14 protein-coding genes are annotated in these 16,015 nt (G+C 52.8%); 1 reads left to right on the forward strand and 13 read right to left on the reverse strand.

Annotated features, from left to right (window positions below):
* Positions 1-286 precede the first annotated feature (286 nt).
* The 8 genes from sucD to sdhC all read right to left on the reverse strand — a co-directional run bounded on the left by sucD (position 287) and on the right by sdhC (position 10,081).
* Positions 287-1,159, reverse strand: a complete 873-nt coding sequence (sucD, locus tag DDT52_RS12795; protein ID WP_109053674.1) for a succinate--CoA ligase subunit alpha — start codon at positions 1,157-1,159, stop codon at positions 287-289.
* Positions 1,159-2,325: an ADP-forming succinate--CoA ligase subunit beta gene (sucC, locus tag DDT52_RS12800; protein ID WP_136156701.1), complete on the reverse strand. Its 1,167-nt coding sequence runs from the start codon at positions 2,323-2,325 to the stop codon at positions 1,159-1,161. Before sucC ends, sucD begins: the two co-directional genes overlap by 1 nt.
* Positions 2,326-2,527: 202 nt before the next feature.
* Positions 2,528-3,751, reverse strand: coding sequence for a 2-oxoglutarate dehydrogenase complex dihydrolipoyllysine-residue succinyltransferase (odhB, locus tag DDT52_RS12805; RefSeq protein ID WP_136156702.1), 1,224 nt, complete (start codon positions 3,749-3,751; stop codon positions 2,528-2,530).
* 15 nt (positions 3,752-3,766) lie between these two features.
* Positions 3,767-6,574 (reverse strand): 2-oxoglutarate dehydrogenase E1 component, encoded by a 2,808-nt coding sequence (sucA, locus tag DDT52_RS12810; RefSeq protein ID WP_136156740.1) that lies wholly within the window; start codon positions 6,572-6,574, stop codon positions 3,767-3,769.
* 277 nt (positions 6,575-6,851) lie between these two features.
* Positions 6,852-7,568: a succinate dehydrogenase iron-sulfur subunit gene (locus DDT52_RS12815; RefSeq protein ID WP_109053678.1), complete on the reverse strand. Its 717-nt coding sequence runs from the start codon at positions 7,566-7,568 to the stop codon at positions 6,852-6,854.
* A gap of 16 nt (positions 7,569-7,584) precedes the next feature.
* Positions 7,585-9,351, reverse strand: a complete 1,767-nt coding sequence (gene sdhA / locus DDT52_RS12820) for a succinate dehydrogenase flavoprotein subunit (protein WP_109053679.1) — start codon at positions 9,349-9,351, stop codon at positions 7,585-7,587.
* Positions 9,351-9,698, reverse strand: a complete 348-nt coding sequence (gene sdhD, locus DDT52_RS12825; protein ID WP_136156703.1) for a succinate dehydrogenase membrane anchor subunit — start codon at positions 9,696-9,698, stop codon at positions 9,351-9,353. Before sdhD ends, sdhA begins: the two co-directional genes overlap by 1 nt.
* Complete coding sequence (gene sdhC / locus DDT52_RS12830) at positions 9,692-10,081, reverse strand: succinate dehydrogenase cytochrome b556 subunit (protein WP_136156704.1); 390 nt, start codon at positions 10,079-10,081, stop codon at positions 9,692-9,694. Before sdhC ends, sdhD begins: the two co-directional genes overlap by 7 nt.
* Before the next feature lie 660 nt (positions 10,082-10,741).
* Between sdhC and DDT52_RS12835 the strand changes: the two genes are divergently transcribed.
* Positions 10,742-12,028, forward strand: a complete 1,287-nt coding sequence (locus DDT52_RS12835) for a citrate synthase (RefSeq protein WP_109053682.1) — start codon at positions 10,742-10,744, stop codon at positions 12,026-12,028.
* 62 nt (positions 12,029-12,090) lie between these two features.
* On the opposite strand, the gene nei is transcribed toward DDT52_RS12835, so the two are convergent.
* The 5 genes from nei to pxpB all read right to left on the reverse strand — a co-directional run bounded on the left by nei (position 12,091) and on the right by pxpB (position 15,955).
* A complete protein-coding gene (nei, locus tag DDT52_RS12840) occupies positions 12,091-12,882 on the reverse strand; it encodes an endonuclease VIII (RefSeq protein ID WP_136156705.1) in 792 nt (263 codons plus the stop codon).
* A gap of 73 nt (positions 12,883-12,955) precedes the next feature.
* Positions 12,956-13,603: a pyroglutamyl-peptidase I gene (gene pcp / locus DDT52_RS12845; RefSeq protein ID WP_136156706.1), complete on the reverse strand. Its 648-nt coding sequence runs from the start codon at positions 13,601-13,603 to the stop codon at positions 12,956-12,958.
* A gap of 45 nt (positions 13,604-13,648) precedes the next feature.
* Positions 13,649-14,386, reverse strand: coding sequence for a 5-oxoprolinase subunit PxpA (gene pxpA, locus DDT52_RS12850; RefSeq protein WP_136156707.1), 738 nt, complete (start codon positions 14,384-14,386; stop codon positions 13,649-13,651).
* A complete protein-coding gene (pxpC, locus tag DDT52_RS12855; protein WP_136156708.1) occupies positions 14,376-15,305 on the reverse strand; it encodes a 5-oxoprolinase subunit PxpC in 930 nt (309 codons plus the stop codon). Before pxpC ends, pxpA begins: the two co-directional genes overlap by 11 nt.
* Positions 15,299-15,955 carry a 5-oxoprolinase subunit PxpB gene (gene pxpB / locus DDT52_RS12860; RefSeq protein WP_136156709.1) on the reverse strand — a complete coding sequence of 219 codons (657 nt, stop codon included), beginning with the start codon at positions 15,953-15,955 and terminating at the stop codon, positions 15,299-15,301. The genes pxpC and pxpB overlap by 7 nt, the downstream gene beginning before the upstream one ends.
* Positions 15,956-16,015 lie beyond the last annotated feature (60 nt).

Consider the following 16,015-nt stretch of genomic DNA (forward strand, 5'->3'; position numbering starts at 1 on the left):
TGATATAAAAATTAATTCAGCAATATATTTTTTACTTTAAAATCGATTATTTGTCCTGAAATGACGAACTTACTAATTTTTGTTTTTTTTGTCTTTTTTCCGTATTGCCGATTATATTTACGTATCCATATTGTTATCACCTTGTTGCGTTTTATTAACAAGCCAATTTTTCTGTGAAAAACGATTGAATAGACTGTTTTTTCCTATAAAAAAGGCCACACAAGGTGGCCAAACATGTCGAACATTAATAGTGTAATACATTAACGCATCTTTGCTTATTGCCGTCTCAGCGGGAAAGAACCGCTTTGACCGCCTCACCAATGTCCGCCAGACTACGTACCGTTTTCACGCCTGCGGCTTCCAAAGCGGCAAATTTATCGTCGGCGGTTCCTTTCCCCCCGGCGATAATCGCGCCGGCATGGCCCATGCGCTTGCCTTTTGGCGCCGTCACACCCGCGATATAGCCTACTACCGGCTTGGTCACGTGATCTTTAATGTATGCTGCGGCTTCTTCTTCCGCCGTTCCCCCGATTTCACCGATCATGACGATAGCTTCGGTCTGCGGATCCTGTTCAAACAGCTTCAGGATATCAATGAAGTTGGAACCTGGAATCGGATCGCCGCCGATACCCACACAGCTGGACTGCCCCAAACCGGTATCCGTGGTCTGTTTTACCGCTTCATACGTCAGCGTTCCGGAACGGGAGACGATACCCACTTTGCCCGGCAGGTGAATGTGGCCCGGCATGATACCGATCTTACATTCACCTGGCGTAATCACGCCCGGACAGTTCGGACCAATCATCCTGACGCCGCTTTGTTCCAGCTTGACCTTCACCGTCAGCATATCCAACGTCGGGATACCTTCAGTAATACAAATGATCAGCTCGATGCCCGCATCAATCGCTTCCAGAATGGAGTCTTTACAGAACGGGGCGGGTACATAAATGACAGAGACGGTTGCGCCAGTCGCTTCAACCGCTTCGCGCACGGTATTGAAAACCGGCAACCCCAGATGCTCGCTACCACCTTTACCCGGCGTTACGCCACCGACCATCTGTGTACCGTAAGCAAGTGCTTGCTCTGAGTGGAAAGTCCCCTGACTACCGGTAAAGCCCTGACAGATAACTTTGGTATTTTTATTGATCAGAATGGACATTATTTACCCCCTACTGCCGCAACAACTTGCTGAGCCGCATCCGTCAGGCTGGTCGCAGCAATGATATTCAGGCCGCTGTCTGCTAATTTTTTGGCGCCCAGATCCGCATTGTTCCCTTCCAGACGGACAACCACAGGTACGTTAACGCCCACTTCGGCTACCGCGCCGATGATACCGTCAGCGATCAAATCGCAACGCACGATACCGCCAAAGATATTCACCAGTACGGCTTTCACTTTGTCATCGGACAGAATAATTTTGAACGCTTCAGTCACGCGCTCTTTGGTTGCACCGCCGCCCACATCAAGGAAATTGGCGGGCGCGCCGCCATGCAGTTTAACGATGTCCATGGTTCCCATTGCCAGACCGGCGCCGTTCACCATGCAACCAATGTTACCGTCCAGCGCCACATAGTTCAGTTCCCACTGCGCCGCATGCGCTTCACGGGAGTCTTCCTGGCTTGGATCGCGCATTTCACGCAGTTCAGGCTGACGAAACAGCGCATTGCCATCCGCACTCAGTTTGCCATCCAGACAAACCAGATCGCCTTCACTGGTGATAACCAGCGGATTGATTTCTACCAGCGCCAGATCGCGCTCCAGGAACATCGTTGCCAGACCCATGAAGATTTTGGTGAACTGGGCGACCTGTTTGCCGCTTAACCCTAATTTAAAGGCTAACTCACGCCCCTGATAAGGCTGTGGCCCCGTCAGAGGGTCCAGCGCCGCTTTATAAATCAGTTCGGGCGTTTCTTCCGCGACTTTTTCAATCTCGACGCCGCCTTCCGTTGATGCCATAAACACCACGCGACGGCTGCCGCGATCGACGACCGCGCCCAGATAAAGTTCTTTATCAATATCGGTAGCCGCTTCAACCAGAATCTGATGAACCGGTTGTCCATTTGCGTCTGTCTGATAGGTCACCAGGTTTTTACCCAACCAGTTTTCAGCAAACGCGCGAATATCTTCTTTGTTGCTAACGACTTTGACGCCGCCCGCTTTACCGCGGCCACCCGCGTGAACCTGACATTTAACCACCCACGGGCCGGCACCAATTTTCGATGCGGCCTCTTCCGCTTCACGCGGTGTGGTGCAGGCATAGCCGGTCGGAGCCGGTAAACCATATCGAGCAAAGAGCTGTTTTGCCTGATATTCATGTAAATTCATGATGTTCTATCCATTTAGGTTTGAAGATACGTCGTTGGACTTATTTTTTATCAGTCGACACTCATGCCGGAAATAACCCGGATGAAGTGATGACCATTCGTCTCTGGACGCTCTGATATTTTGGATAAAGCCGCTGACAAAAACGGCCTGCATAGCACACATTTTTGGGCGGTAAGCCTTTACTGACTACCGCCCGATTCGATTAGACATCCAGCAACAGACGAGCAGGATCTTCCAACATTTCTTTCACTGTCACCAGGAAGCCGACAGACTCCCGACCATCGACCAGGCGATGATCGTAGGACAGCGCCAAATACATCATCGGCAGGATAACAACCTGACCATCCACAGCCATCGGACGATCTTTAATCGCATGCATGCCAAGAATCGCACTTTGCGGCGGATTGATGATCGGCGTAGACATCAGAGAGCCAAACACGCCGCCGTTGGTAATCGTGAAGTTACCGCCCGTCAGTTCTTCAACGGTCAGTTTCCCATCACGGCCCTTAACAGCCAACTCTTTGATTTTTTTCTCGATATCAGCCATACCCAATGCATCGACATCATGCAATACCGGCGTAACCAGACCGCGCGGCGTTGATACGGCGATGCTGACATCGAAATAGTTGTGGTAAACCACATCTTCGCCATCAATGGAAGCGTTAACTTCCGGATAGCGTTTCAGCGCTTCGACCACCGCCTTGATGTAGAAAGACATGAAGCCCAGGCGCACGCCATGACGCTTCTCGAAAGCCTCGCCGTACTGCTTGCGCAGATCCATGATGGGCTTCATGCTGACTTCATTAAACGTCGTCAACATCGCGGTGCTGTTCTTCGCTTCCAACAACCGCTCGGCAACGCGTTTACGCAGACGCGTCATCGGTACGCGTTTTTCGCTGCGACCGCCAAGAGCCGGTTCCGGGGAAGAAGGCGCCGCTGGCTTCTCTTCTTTCCTGGTGCTTTTCTTCTGCTCAGCCAGATGTTTATCAACATCTTCGCGGGTAATACGTCCACCGACGCCGCTACCTTTAATCGCGGCAGCATCGAGATCGTGTTCCGCAATCAGACGGCGGATAGCCGGGCTGAGTGAATCATTGTTCTCTTCTTCCAACGCAGCGGTATGGCGCTGTGCCGGAGTAGATTCCTTACTCTGTGATTTCTCGCTGGTTTCTTTACCGGAGCTGTCTCCTGCACGAAGGCGGCCCAATACCTGACGAGACGTCACCGTGGCACCTTCATCTTCCAGTACAGCATCCAGGATACCGGCTTCAGAAGCAGGAACTTCCAGAATAACTTTGTCAGTTTCAATCTCGACCAGCACTTCGTCACGCTGGACGCTATCGCCTGGTTTTTTGTGCCAGGTCGCCACAGTGGCGTCGGCTACCGATTCAGGCAAGTCAGGAACGAGAATATCTACGCTACTCATTATCTATCCTTTTATTTAATCAACGTTCAGCGCGTCATTAACCAGAGCTTGTTGTTGTTTCTGATGTACGGACAAGTAACCAACGGCGGGTGAAGCCGATGCGGGGCGTCCGGCGTAACGTAAAGCGGCCCCAAATGGAACCACTTCACGGAAATGATGCTGACTGCAATACCAAGCCCCTTGATTCAGCGGTTCTTCCTGACACCACACGAAATCAAGCACATGCGCGAATGGCTCAAGTGCCGCCAGAACGGCCTGATGCGGGAACGGATAAAGCTGTTCGATACGCACAATGGCCACATCTTTCTGCTCGTTCTTACGACGCTGCTCCACTAAATCATAGTAAACCTTACCGGAACAGAGAACGACGCGTTTGACCGCCTTGGGATCCAGGTCGTCAACTTCGCCAATCGCCGGCTGGAAATGACCGTTAGCCAACTCATCCAGAGACGAGATTGCCAGCGGATGACGCAGCAGTGATTTTGGCGACATCACAATCAATGGACGACGCATACCGCGCAACGCCTGACGGCGCAGCATGTGATAAACCTGAGCTGGCGTTGATGGAATACAAACCTGCATATTCTGTTCAGCACACAACTGCAGATAACGCTCAAGTCTGGCTGAGGAGTGTTCCGGCCCCTGCCCTTCATACCCATGCGGCAGCAACATGACCAAACCGCACATCCGCCCCCATTTCTGTTCGCCAGAACTGATGAACTGATCGATCACCACCTGGGCGCCATTGGCGAAGTCGCCGAACTGCGCCTCCCAGATCGTCAACGTGCGAGGTTCCGCCGTGGCATAACCGTATTCGAACGCCAGTACCGCTTCTTCGGACAGTACGGAGTCCCAGACATTGAACACGCCTTGCGCATTATGCACATGACTCAACGGCGTATAGCTGGAACCATTTTTCTGATTGTGAACAACCGCGTGACGATGGAAAAACGTCCCACGCCCGGTGTCCTCACCTGACAGACGAATAGGAATACCATCGTCCACCAATGTGGCGTAAGCCAGAGTTTCCGCCCCCCCCCAGTCAAACGGTTTATTACCGAGCGCCATCTCGGCACGATCGTTATAAACCTTGGCAACGCGGGGATGAATGTCGATACCTTCCGGCACCTCACTGATACGTTTGGCGAGCTCCTGCAAACGTTTCATTTCAACTTTATTCGGATACGGCTCATCCCATTCGTGGTTCAGATATGGCGCCCAGGTAAAGGACTGCATATCCATCTCACGCCACTCTTCCACCACGCACTCGCCGGCATCCAGCGCATCCCGGTACAGATTAACCATTTCGGTCGCGTCTTCCAGCGTAATGACTTTTCCCTGTTCCAGACGATCGGCATACACCTTACGCGGCGTTGGATGTTTTTTGATCCTCTGATACATCATCGGCTGCGTAGCGCTTGGTTCATCCGCTTCGTTATGACCATGACGGCGATAACAAATCAGATCGACAAACACATCACGTTTGAAAGTATTACGGAAATCGAGAGCCAGACGGGTCACGAACGCAACCGCTTCCGGATCGTCGGCATTCACGTGGAAAATCGGCGCCTGAACCATCTTGCCGATATCGGTACAGTATTCTGTCGACCGGATATCCAATGGGTTAGAGGTGGTAAAACCGATACGGTTGTTGATAACAATACGCAGCGTGCCGCCGACTTCATAACCACGCACCGTCGACATGTTCAACAGTTCCTGAACCACGCCCTGACCGCTGATGGCCGCATCGCCATGAATGGTTATCGGCAGTACGCGCGGGCCGCTCTGGTTACCCAGACGATCGAGACGAGCACGCACCGACCCCGTCACCACCGGACTGACGATCTCCAGATGCGAAGGGTTGAACGCCAGCGCCAGGTGAACCAGCCCGCCGTCGGTTGCAATATCAGAAGAGAAACCCTGATGATATTTCACATCCCCCGTGCCGAGGTGTTCTTTATGTTTGCCGGAAAATTCGTCGAACAGATCCTGAGGCTTTTTGCCAATCACGTTGACCAGCACGTTCAGACGGCCGCGGTGCGCCATCCCCAACACGGCTTCATGGGTACCGTTATTGCCGGCATGACGAATCAGTTCTTTCAGCATCGGCACCAGCGCATCCCCGCCTTCCAGCGAGAAACGTTTGGCTCCGGGATATTTGGCCCCCAGATAACGTTCCAGCCCCTCGGCCGCGGTTAATTCTTTCAGGAAGCGACGCTTTTCTTCCGCCGTAAATGACGGCTGTCCCATCACCGATTCGATACGCTGCTGAATCCAGCGTTTCTCTTCCGTGCTGGTAATGTGCATATATTCAGCGCCGATGGAGCCACAGTAGGTGCGTTTCAGCGCTTCGTACAGATCCGCCAGCTTCATGGTGTCTTTGCCAATCGCAAAGGAGCCGACGTTGAAGGTTTCCTGTAGATCATCCGGCGTCAGGTTATGATAATCCAGATCCAGTTCAGCAACCGGTATCTGAGGACGCAGATTAATCGGATCCAGATTCGCCTGTTGATGCCCACGGAAGCGGAAAGCGTTGATCAGCTGCAACACCTTGACCTGTTTGGCATCCTTATCAGGATCGGTAACCGATGAGGCAAAGCGTGATGAATCTTTCGCCAAACGACGGAAATACTCACGCGTTTTGGAGTGGAGTTGATCTGGTTTGACCCCAGTAGTAGGCAGTTGCTGGAAGATCGAGCGCCAGCTGAGATCGATAGAATCCGGATCGGTTAAAAAATCTTCATAGAGCTGTTCTATGTAGGACTGGTTTGCGCCCGCCAGATAGGAGGAATCCAGCCAGGCCTTCATTGCGCCGTTCTGCATCATGATCCCTTAAGCTAATAAGCTTCAGTTTTCGCCGTGGTTAACATGTAATTAGTGCCGTATAAAATCGGTTGCCGTAAACGGTTCACTTGTCGTATTTCAGTACGCGCTATCAGGATATCCATTATCCGTTAAGGAACCTTTAAAAACCGGTTCTGGCGCGTAAGCCGGTTTTTAAAGATTTCCTGCGGCCCCCTGGCAATCACTACCGGGGGGCATACATGTCTTGACGACTTATTTATAACTACTTTCCATTACAATACCGGCATTAACGTCATCAGGCGCTGCGCTGTAACAGCATCGACTTGATATGGCCGATGGCGCGTGTCGGGTTCAGCCCTTTCGGACAAACGCTGACGCAGTTCATGATGCTGTGACAGCGGAAAACGCTGAAAGCATCGTCAAGCCCGTCCAGTCGCGGCTTGGTTTCCGTATCACGACTGTCGATCAGGAAACGGTACGCCGCCAGCAGCCCGGCAGGTCCAACAAACTTGTCCGGGTTCCACCAGAACGACGGACAAGACGTCGAGCAACAGGCGCACATGATACATTCATACAAACCATCCAGTTTTGCACGCTGCTCCGGTGATTGAAGATGCTCGCGCGCCGGTGGATTTTTCCCATTATTCAACAGGTAAGGTTTTATTTTCTCATATTGAGCATAGAACTGTCCCATGTCCACTACCAAATCACGCACAACTGGCAATCCCGGCAGAGGACGAATGACGATTTTACCGTTTCCGCGGCGCAATACCGAAATCGGCGTGATACAGGCCAGGCCATTTTTACCGTTCATGTTGACGCCGTCAGAACCACACACGCCTTCACGGCAGGAACGGCGGAACGACAGTGTCGGATCCTGTTCCTTGAGCAGAATCAGCGCATCCAGCAACATCATGTCCCGCCCTTCTTCTGCTTCCAGCGAGTAATCCTGCATCCGCGGCGCATCATCAACATCCGGGTTATAACGATAAATAGAAAATTCGAGTTTCATCGTCTGATCTCCGCTATTAATAAGTACGTATTTTCGGCGGGAACGCCGGACGTAATTTAGGCTGCATGTTCACCTCGCGGCGCGTCATGCTATCGGTATGCGGCAGATACAACGAATGACATAACCAATTTTCATCATCACGTTCAGGATAGTCGAAACGGCTGTGCGCGCCACGGCTTTCGGTACGGAAGTTGGCAGAAACCGCTGTTGCATAAGCGGTTTCCATCAGGTTATCCAATTCCAGGCATTCAATACGCTGGGTATTGAATTCGGTAGAGGTGTCATCCAGACGCGCATTTTTCAGACGCTCGCGGATTACTTTCAGCTCGGATAGCCCTTTCGCCATCGCATCCCCTTCCCGGAAGACCGAGAAATTGTTCTGCATACAGGATTGCAGCGCTTTGCGGATTTCAACCGGATCTTCACCAGAACGGGTGTTGTTCCAGCGATTCAGGCGGTCAAGCGACGCTTCAATGTCCGACTCGCTGGCGTCACGGCTTACGCCCTGCTCTTCCAGCGACTCTTGCAGATGCATACCCGCAGAGCGGCCGAAGACCACCAGATCGAGCAGCGAGTTACCGCCCAAACGGTTTGCGCCGTGTACCGATACACAAGCGATCTCGCCAACGGCAAACAGACCCGGGATCACGACATCCTCGCCCTTTTCGTTAAGCGTCAGCGCCTGACCGCTGACTCGGGTCGGAATACCGCCCATCATATAGTGGCAGGTGGGAATAACCGGGATCGGTTCTTTGACCGGATCGACGTGAGCAAAGGTGCGAGACAATTCCAGAATGCCCGGCAGACGAGATTCCAGCACCTCTTTGCCCAGATGATCCAGCTTCAGCTTGGCGTGAGGCCCCCACGGCCCTTCACAGCCGCGCCCCTCACGAATTTCAATCATGATGGAGCGGGCAACCACGTCGCGGCCGGCCAGATCTTTGGCATTCGGCGCATAGCGCTCCATAAAGCGCTCACCGTGCTTATTCAGCAGATAGCCCCCTTCGCCACGACAGCCTTCGGTCACCAGCACGCCGGCTCCCGCGATACCGGTCGGATGGAACTGCCACATTTCCATATCCTGCACGGGCACACCGGCGCGCAATGCCATGCCAACGCCGTCGCCGGTATTAATGTGCGCATTGGTCGTGGACTGGTAAATACGGCCTGCACCGCCCGTCGCCAGTACGGTTGCGCGAGCTTTGAAATAAACCACTTCGCCGGTTTCGATACAGATAGCGGTACAGCCAACCACCGCGCCATCCTGATTTTTCACCAAATCCAGCGCATACCACTCGGAGAAAATGGTGGTATGGTTTTTCAGGTTCTGCTGGTACAAGGTATGCAACAGCGCATGGCCGGTACGGTCAGCGGCGGCAGCCGTACGAGCGGCCTGCTCGCCGCCAAAATTTTTTGACTGCCCCCCAAACGGACGCTGATAAATGCGGCCATCATCAAGGCGTGAGAACGGCAAGCCCATATGCTCCAGTTCCAGAATCGCTTCCGGTCCGGTTTTACACATATATTCAATGGCATCCTGGTCGCCGATGTAGTCAGACCCTTTCACGGTGTCATACATGTGCCATTCCCAGTTGTCTTCATGGGTATTGCCCAGCGCAACAGTGATACCGCCTTGTGCAGACACAGTATGGGAACGGGTCGGGAAGACTTTGGATAACAGGGCGCAGGAAAGGCCCATCTGGGATATTTGCAGTGCGGCACGCATACCTGCGCCACCGGCACCGACAACCACTGCATCAAACTCTCTGACTGGCAAATTCATTACGCACCCCACACCACGATAGTTCCATAAATGACGTACACCAACAGCGCAACCACGATCGCCAACTGTAAAGTCAGGCGCAGGGCCAGCGGTTTAATGTAGTCGGTCAGCACTTGCCACATCCCTATCCATGCATGTACCAGGATGGAAAATAACGTTAACAGTGTGAATACTTTGGTGAGAGCCATAGCGAAAAAGCCACGCCAGGCTTCATAAGTGATTTCGTTGGCAGTGACAACAAAAGCAACGATATAAATCACATACAGCACGATGACGATGGCAGAAGCGCGAATCAGCAACCAATCGTGTACGCCATTGCGTCCTAACGCAGAAGCATTGCTTACCATACGAGGACTCCAGCCAGAAGTGAAAGCACGACAGTAATAATAAAGGAGATATTTGCAGAACGTTTACCCGCTGCCAGGTCTTCTTCGATATAGCCGAAATCCATCATCAGGTGACGTAAACCACCCACAATGTGATAGGCCAGCGCAGTGAGGATGCCCCAAACGATAAATTTAACCACGAAGCTATCCATAATCGCGGCAGTCTGTAAGAACCCCTCTTCAGAAGAAAGGGATAAACCTAACAGCCACAGTAAAATACCGACAGCGACAAAGGTAATAACGCCGGAGACGCGGTGAAGAATAGATGCTATCGCAGTAACGGGAAACTGGATCGTCTGCAAATCCAGATTGACAGGTCTTTGTTTTTTCACGAATTTGCCCACACAGCTTTTATTATTGTATCTTCCTCCGGACCTGAATGAGGTCAGACAGCATGAAAGTCGAAAACCGTGAAACCGGATTTACGGTACGCGCTCAAACATCGACATTCCGGTGTCCAAACAGCGCATGATCCTTTCATACTGGGTGCTCCTACTGCAGGGTATTCCGGAGACCTGGCGGCAGTATAGGTCCTTCACATTCCTATTACAATTCCCATACAAATTGTTTGGTAACATTTCCCTTGAACAGTGATTTAGATCACGAATTTCACAATTTATATAAAATTGATTATCTAATTTGACAAAACTTCAACATTTAAATTACAACTAGGGCACTAAATTTCTTATGATGTGTCAAAGCACTATGGTTACTCTTCCCCGCTGGCATAACTTATGTAACAGTGGATGGAGAGAACCCACGTAAAAGTCATAGGTAATGACTACAATTAATTCTGAGAATTTAATCCCGAGAATTGTTAATTACCTGGAGAACGATGTTTTCATCCTGAATGCGGCGGGCTTATTGCCATCGCCCAACTCTGTGCCCTCATCGACAAAACGTGTCGCAACAGAGTTTCACCGGCAGCGATTGATCCGGTGTACAGGCATGACGGTATTTCTTCAGTGAAAAAATTTAAAATTAAAGCGCTAAGGAGACTGTAAATGGCTGATAAAAAAGCAACGCTTACTCTAGATGGTAAAGATCCGATTGAACTAAAAGTCCTGTCCGGTACGTTGGGATATGATGAAATAGACATCCGTCCCCTTGGCTCTAAAGGCTTGTTCACCTTCGATCCGGGCTTTACCTCTACGGCGTCCTGCGAATCCAAAATTACCTATATCGACGGTGATGAGGGCATTTTGTTACATCGCGGTTACCCGATCGCTCAGTTGGCGGAAAAATCCAACTATCTGGAAGTGTGTTACATTCTGCTGTTCGGCGAAGCGCCGACACCAGAGCAATACGACACATTTAAAACCACGGTAACCCGTCACACCATGATCCACGAGCAGATTACCCGTCTGTTCCACGGTTTCCGCCGTGACTCGCATCCCATGGCCGTATTATGTGGTGTAACCGGCGCATTGGCGGCGTTCTACCACGATTCGCTGGATATCAGCATTGAGCGTCATCGCGAAATTGCCGCCTATCGTCTGCTGTCAAAAATGCCGACCGTCGCAGCCATGTGTTACAAGTATTCCCTTGGCCAACCCTTTGTTTATCCAAGGAATAACCTGTCCTATGCCGGTAACTTCCTGCACATGATGTTCTCCACGCCTTGTGAAGAATACGTGGTGAACCCGGTGCTGGAACGCGCCATGGATCGCATTCTGATCCTGCACGCCGACCACGAACAGAATGCGTCAACCTCTACCGTACGTACCGCCGGCTCTTCCGGCGCCAACCCATTCGCCTGTATCGCCGCGGGGATCGCCTCGCTGTGGGGACCGGCGCACGGTGGCGCGAACGAAGCCTGTCTGCGCATGCTGGAAGAAATCAGCTCCGTTGAACACATTCCTGCGTTCATTGAGCGCGCGAAGGACAAGAATGACTCCTTCCGTTTGATGGGCTTCGGCCACCGTGTTTATAAAAACCACGATCCGCGTGCAACCGTCATGCGTGAAACCTGCCATGAAGTGCTGAAAGAGCTGGGCCGTAAAGACGACCTGCTGGAAGTGGCGATGGAGCTGGAAAATATCGCGCTGAACGACCCGTACTTCATTGAGAAGAAACTGTATCCAAACGTCGATTTCTATTCAGGCATCATCCTGAAAGCGATGGGGATCCCGTCCTCCATGTTCACCGTTATCTTCGCCATGGCGCGGACGGTTGGCTGGATTGCTCACTGGAACGAAATGCACGACGACGGCATCAAGATTGCTCGTCCGCGCCAGTTGTATACGGGCTACGACAAGCGAGATTTCCAATCCAAGCTGAAAAACGATTAATCCGTTCAGTCAAACGAAATAAAGGCCGGCGAAAATGCCGGCCTTTATTATTCCCGAATGCGTTATCTCTGGCAGTGGGGACACCAGTAGAACGGACGTGAAGCCAGAACGGTCCTCTCAATCATACCGCCGCAGCGTACACACGCCTCGCCTTCCCGATGAAAAACCTTAAAAGTGAAAATCGCACCATGGTGGCGGTTGTCATCCACCTCGCCACGCGTGTTGTAGGACAGGCGAGGAATATCGATCAATGCCTGGCTCAACCTCAGCAGTTGATCCGCACTTAACTGCTGCGCGGTATGTTGTGGCGCCAGCTGAGCATGCCAGAGAATTTCAACCCTAAGGTAATTCCCCAATCCGGCCAGAAATGCCTGATCGAGCAATAAACCGCTGAACTGCCGCCGTCGGAAACGCGGAGACAGTAATCGCTCACGCACCGCTTCCATCGTCAGCGATAAATCGAGCACATCGGGGCCGATACGTTGCAGGAAAGGGTGTGCCGAGAGAGTCTCAGTGGTCAACATTTCAATATCGGAAGCGCTATAAAGCAGAATAGCGGCATCCCGCGTTTCCAGCCGGATGCGCAGATCGCGCTTGGTTTGCGGCGTCTCTCCGGCCCTGACCACGCGCCATATGCCGTAGAGCTGGTTGTGACTGTAAAGAACCAGTCCATTACTGAAGCAGGTTAACAGCGCTTTGCCGCGCGTTACGATCTGTTCAATGCGCTGCCCTGTCAGCACCGGCTCATACGGTTTCAATTCAGGGAAAGCGAACCAAACGTGGCTCAGCGTTTTACCGACCACCGCAGCGGCCAGGCTGTCGGCCGCACGGCGGATTTCTGGTCCTTCCGGCATGTCTTCTCCATAATAAACAGCGCGACGATGAGGCCGCCCATCGCTTTATCATTCAGATGTGAAAAACGACCCGCTAATGTAATGCGCCGCCGGTCTGTGCAACATCATCCCGTACCAGCAGGGATTGCCTGATAATAATTTCCAGCGCATTTGTTACCATGCCGGTTGGCATACTTGGCGCGCCCGGATGGCGCGTAGCCTGTTCTGGCGAATACGGGACATGGATAAACCCGCCCCGCATCACATCGCCCTGCTGATGCAGAAAATGCAACAAACCATACATCACATGATTACAGACGAATGTCCCCGCCGTGTGCGACACGGAGGCAGGCACGCCGGCCTCATGCAGTGCCTGTACCAGCGATTTTACCGACAACGTTGAGAAATAGGCCGCCGGGCCTTTTTCAATAACCGACGTATCGATGGGTTGATTGCCGCGATTATCTGCAATACGCGCATCGTTAATATTCACCGCCACACGCTCAACGGAGATATCGGCCCGCCCTCCAGCCTGACCGACGGCAATCACAACGTCAGGCTGCCACTGCGCAATCTCCCGATAGAGTTGCTCCAGAGACAATCCAAATACACAAGGCAACTGGCTGGTTACCACTCTGGCCCCGGCGATTTCACGCTGATGAAACACTTTTACCGCTTCCCATGATGGGTTAACCGCCTCACCATCGAAAGATTCAAACGCCGTTATCAGTACGGTTTTCATCAGTCCTCACTTAGACCATCATTAAAATACGCAGAGGGCGGATGATTACGCGGCCACCACTTGTATCTGATGTTGAGTGAAACAGTTGCGCAATTTGCGTGCAAACGTCAGCGCGTGCAGGCCATCACCATGCACACACACGGTATCCGCCTGTACATGCACCCAGGAACCGTCGCTGGCCCGCACCCGTTGCCGCTGAATCATTTCCAGCGTTTGCGCCAACGCCAGTTCATCGCTGTTGATCAACGCGCCCGACTGCTTGCGGGGAACCAGTGAGCCATCAGGCTGATAACACCGATCGGCAAACACTTCCTGACGCGTCGTCAACCCAAGGCGCTGCCCTGCACGAATCAGTTCACCGCCCGCCAGTCCAACCAGACGCAGCGCCGGATTAATCATCTTGACCGCCCGTGCGATAGCATCCGCCAGTGCAGGTTCACGCGCCGCCTGGTTGTAAAGCATGCCATGCGGCTTTACGTGCGCCAGTTTACCGCCTTCCGCCGCCACGATCGCATTCAGCGCGCCAATCTGATAAAGCACCTGCGCAAAGACCGTCTCCGCAGGCAAATTCATCTCTCTGCGCCCAAAGTTTTCACGATCGGGAAACCCCGGATGTGCGCCCAATGCTACGCCATAGTCAATTCCCCAACGCACCGACTGTCGCATGGTTTGCGCATCCCCTGCATGAAACCCACAGGCTATGTTTGCCGAACTGACCAACTTCAGCAACGCTTCATCGTTTTCGCCACCTTCACCCAGATCGGCATTCAGATCAATAATCATGCAGCCTCCACGCCAGTTGTTCCAGATAACGCTGCTGTTCTTGTGCCGCCTGCTGAGCGTCGGTCAGCGTACAACGGATAAAATGGATCGGTTCGCCAAGACGAATTTGAGCCAAATGATAAAGATCGGCTTCAATCACACAGGCGATGCGCGGATAGCCTCCCGTCGTTTGGGCATCGGCCAACAACACGATCGGATGACCGTTATGCGGCACCTGCACCACGCCCGGCAGTAACCCATGCGACGACATTTCACGCTGCGTCGTTCGTCTCAGTTCGGGTCCTTGCAGCCGATATCCCATCCGATTGCTCTGCGGACTCAGGTGCCAGGGGGTTCGCCAGAATGTTTCTTGCGCCTCCTCACTGAATTCCTGATATTCCGGTCCAGGCAGCGCCCGCACGCGGTTTCCAAACAGCAACTGTTTAACCCCTGTTTCCCTGGTCGGCAATCGGGTGGAGGTTCCCAGCAAAAGCTCGTCGCCATCCGCCAGCAAACGCCCGGCAAAACCACCAAACCCCGCTTTCAAATCGGTACTGCGCGATCCCAACGCTTCCGGCACGTCGATGCCGCCGGAGAGCGCCAGATAACTACGCATACCATGTCGCGGTAAATGCATTTTCAATGTTTGTCCGGCTTTTACGGCAAAACGCCAGCCGGTCCATAACGGTTTGCCATCCAGATCGGCATGGCAGTCAGCCCCGGTCAGCGCGACCCAACAGGGCGACGTAAACGTGGCGACAAATTTTCCCAGCGTAATTTCCAGTGCCGCGGCATCTTCCGCGTTCCCCACCAGCAAATTAGCCAGTTTCAATGCGGGAACATCCAGCGCGCCGGATTGACTGATTCCCAGACGGCGGAACCCCTGTCGGCCGGTATCCTGTACCGAGGCATACAGTCCGGCATGAATAATTTTCAGCATACGCCCCCCTTCTGAGGCACAAAGCGAACATTATCGCCGGGCCGCAGCAGAGTAGGAGGCATGGTTTGTGGGTTGAATAACGTTAACGATGTATGGCCGATCAACTGCCACCCGCCCGGTGTCGCCAACGGATAAATACCCGTTTGCGCGCCACCGATACCTACCGAGCCCGCAGCGACCCGCAAACGCGGTTCCGCTCGTCGCGGCATATGCAGCCGTTCGTCCAGCCCGCCCAGATAGGCAAAGCCCGGTTGAAACCCCAGGAAATACACGACATAGCTGGCGGCGGCATGGGCTTCCACCACCTGACGTTCGGTCAGACTGCAATGGTGAGCGACAACGTCCAGATCCGGCCCGGCGTCGCCGCCATAAACGACCGGGATCTCAATATCACGAGGATCAAACACCAACGATTCGCTGTCTTCCCACCAGCGTTGCAGGCGTTCGATGGCATCAAGCGCAACCTGCTGCGGATGCTCCAGCAGCACGGTCAGGTTATTCATGCCGGGAATCGCTTCCTGTACTTCGGCATGATGATTCAAGCGCTCGGCGAGGCCCCAGATACGTTGCTGACTTTGCAACGTCATCGGCGGTTCCAGTTCCAGAACGACCGTTTTCTCACCCAGCAGGTAACAACGTGCTCTTTGCAATCTTTTCTCCTGAATGACGCTATCATTGCCTCTTCCTGTTATTTGATAGGAAGCAATAAA

The sequence above is a fragment of the Brenneria roseae subsp. roseae genome, from assembly GCF_003115845.1.
GTDB classification, from domain to species: domain Bacteria; phylum Pseudomonadota; class Gammaproteobacteria; order Enterobacterales; family Enterobacteriaceae; genus Brenneria; species Brenneria roseae.

Excerpts from the sequence above, each read along its gene's own strand:
- sucD (WP_109053674.1), bottom strand. The coding sequence starts at position 1,159 with ATGTCCATTCTGATCAATAAAAATACCAAAGTTATCTGTCAGGGCTTT.
- sucC (WP_136156701.1), bottom strand. The coding sequence starts at position 2,325 with ATGAATTTACATGAATATCAGGCAAAACAGCTCTTTGCTCGATATGGT.
- odhB (WP_136156702.1), bottom strand. The coding sequence starts at position 3,751 with ATGAGTAGCGTAGATATTCTCGTTCCTGACTTGCCTGAATCGGTAGCC.
- sucA (WP_136156740.1), bottom strand. The coding sequence starts at position 6,574 with ATGCAGAACGGCGCAATGAAGGCCTGGCTGGATTCCTCCTATCTGGCG.
- DDT52_RS12815 (WP_109053678.1), bottom strand. The coding sequence starts at position 7,568 with ATGAAACTCGAATTTTCTATTTATCGTTATAACCCGGATGTTGATGAT.
- sdhA (WP_109053679.1), bottom strand. The coding sequence starts at position 9,351 with ATGAATTTGCCAGTCAGAGAGTTTGATGCAGTGGTTGTCGGTGCCGGT.
- sdhD (WP_136156703.1), bottom strand. The coding sequence starts at position 9,698 with ATGGTAAGCAATGCTTCTGCGTTAGGACGCAATGGCGTACACGATTGG.
- DDT52_RS12835 (WP_109053682.1), top strand. The coding sequence starts at position 10,742 with ATGGCTGATAAAAAAGCAACGCTTACTCTAGATGGTAAAGATCCGATT.
- nei (WP_136156705.1), bottom strand. The coding sequence starts at position 12,882 with ATGCCGGAAGGACCAGAAATCCGCCGTGCGGCCGACAGCCTGGCCGCT.
- pcp (WP_136156706.1), bottom strand. The coding sequence starts at position 13,603 with ATGAAAACCGTACTGATAACGGCGTTTGAATCTTTCGATGGTGAGGCG.
- pxpA (WP_136156707.1), bottom strand. The coding sequence starts at position 14,386 with ATGATTATTGATCTGAATGCCGATCTGGGTGAAGGTGGCGAAAACGAT.
- pxpC (WP_136156708.1), bottom strand. The coding sequence starts at position 15,305 with ATGCTGAAAATTATTCATGCCGGACTGTATGCCTCGGTACAGGATACC.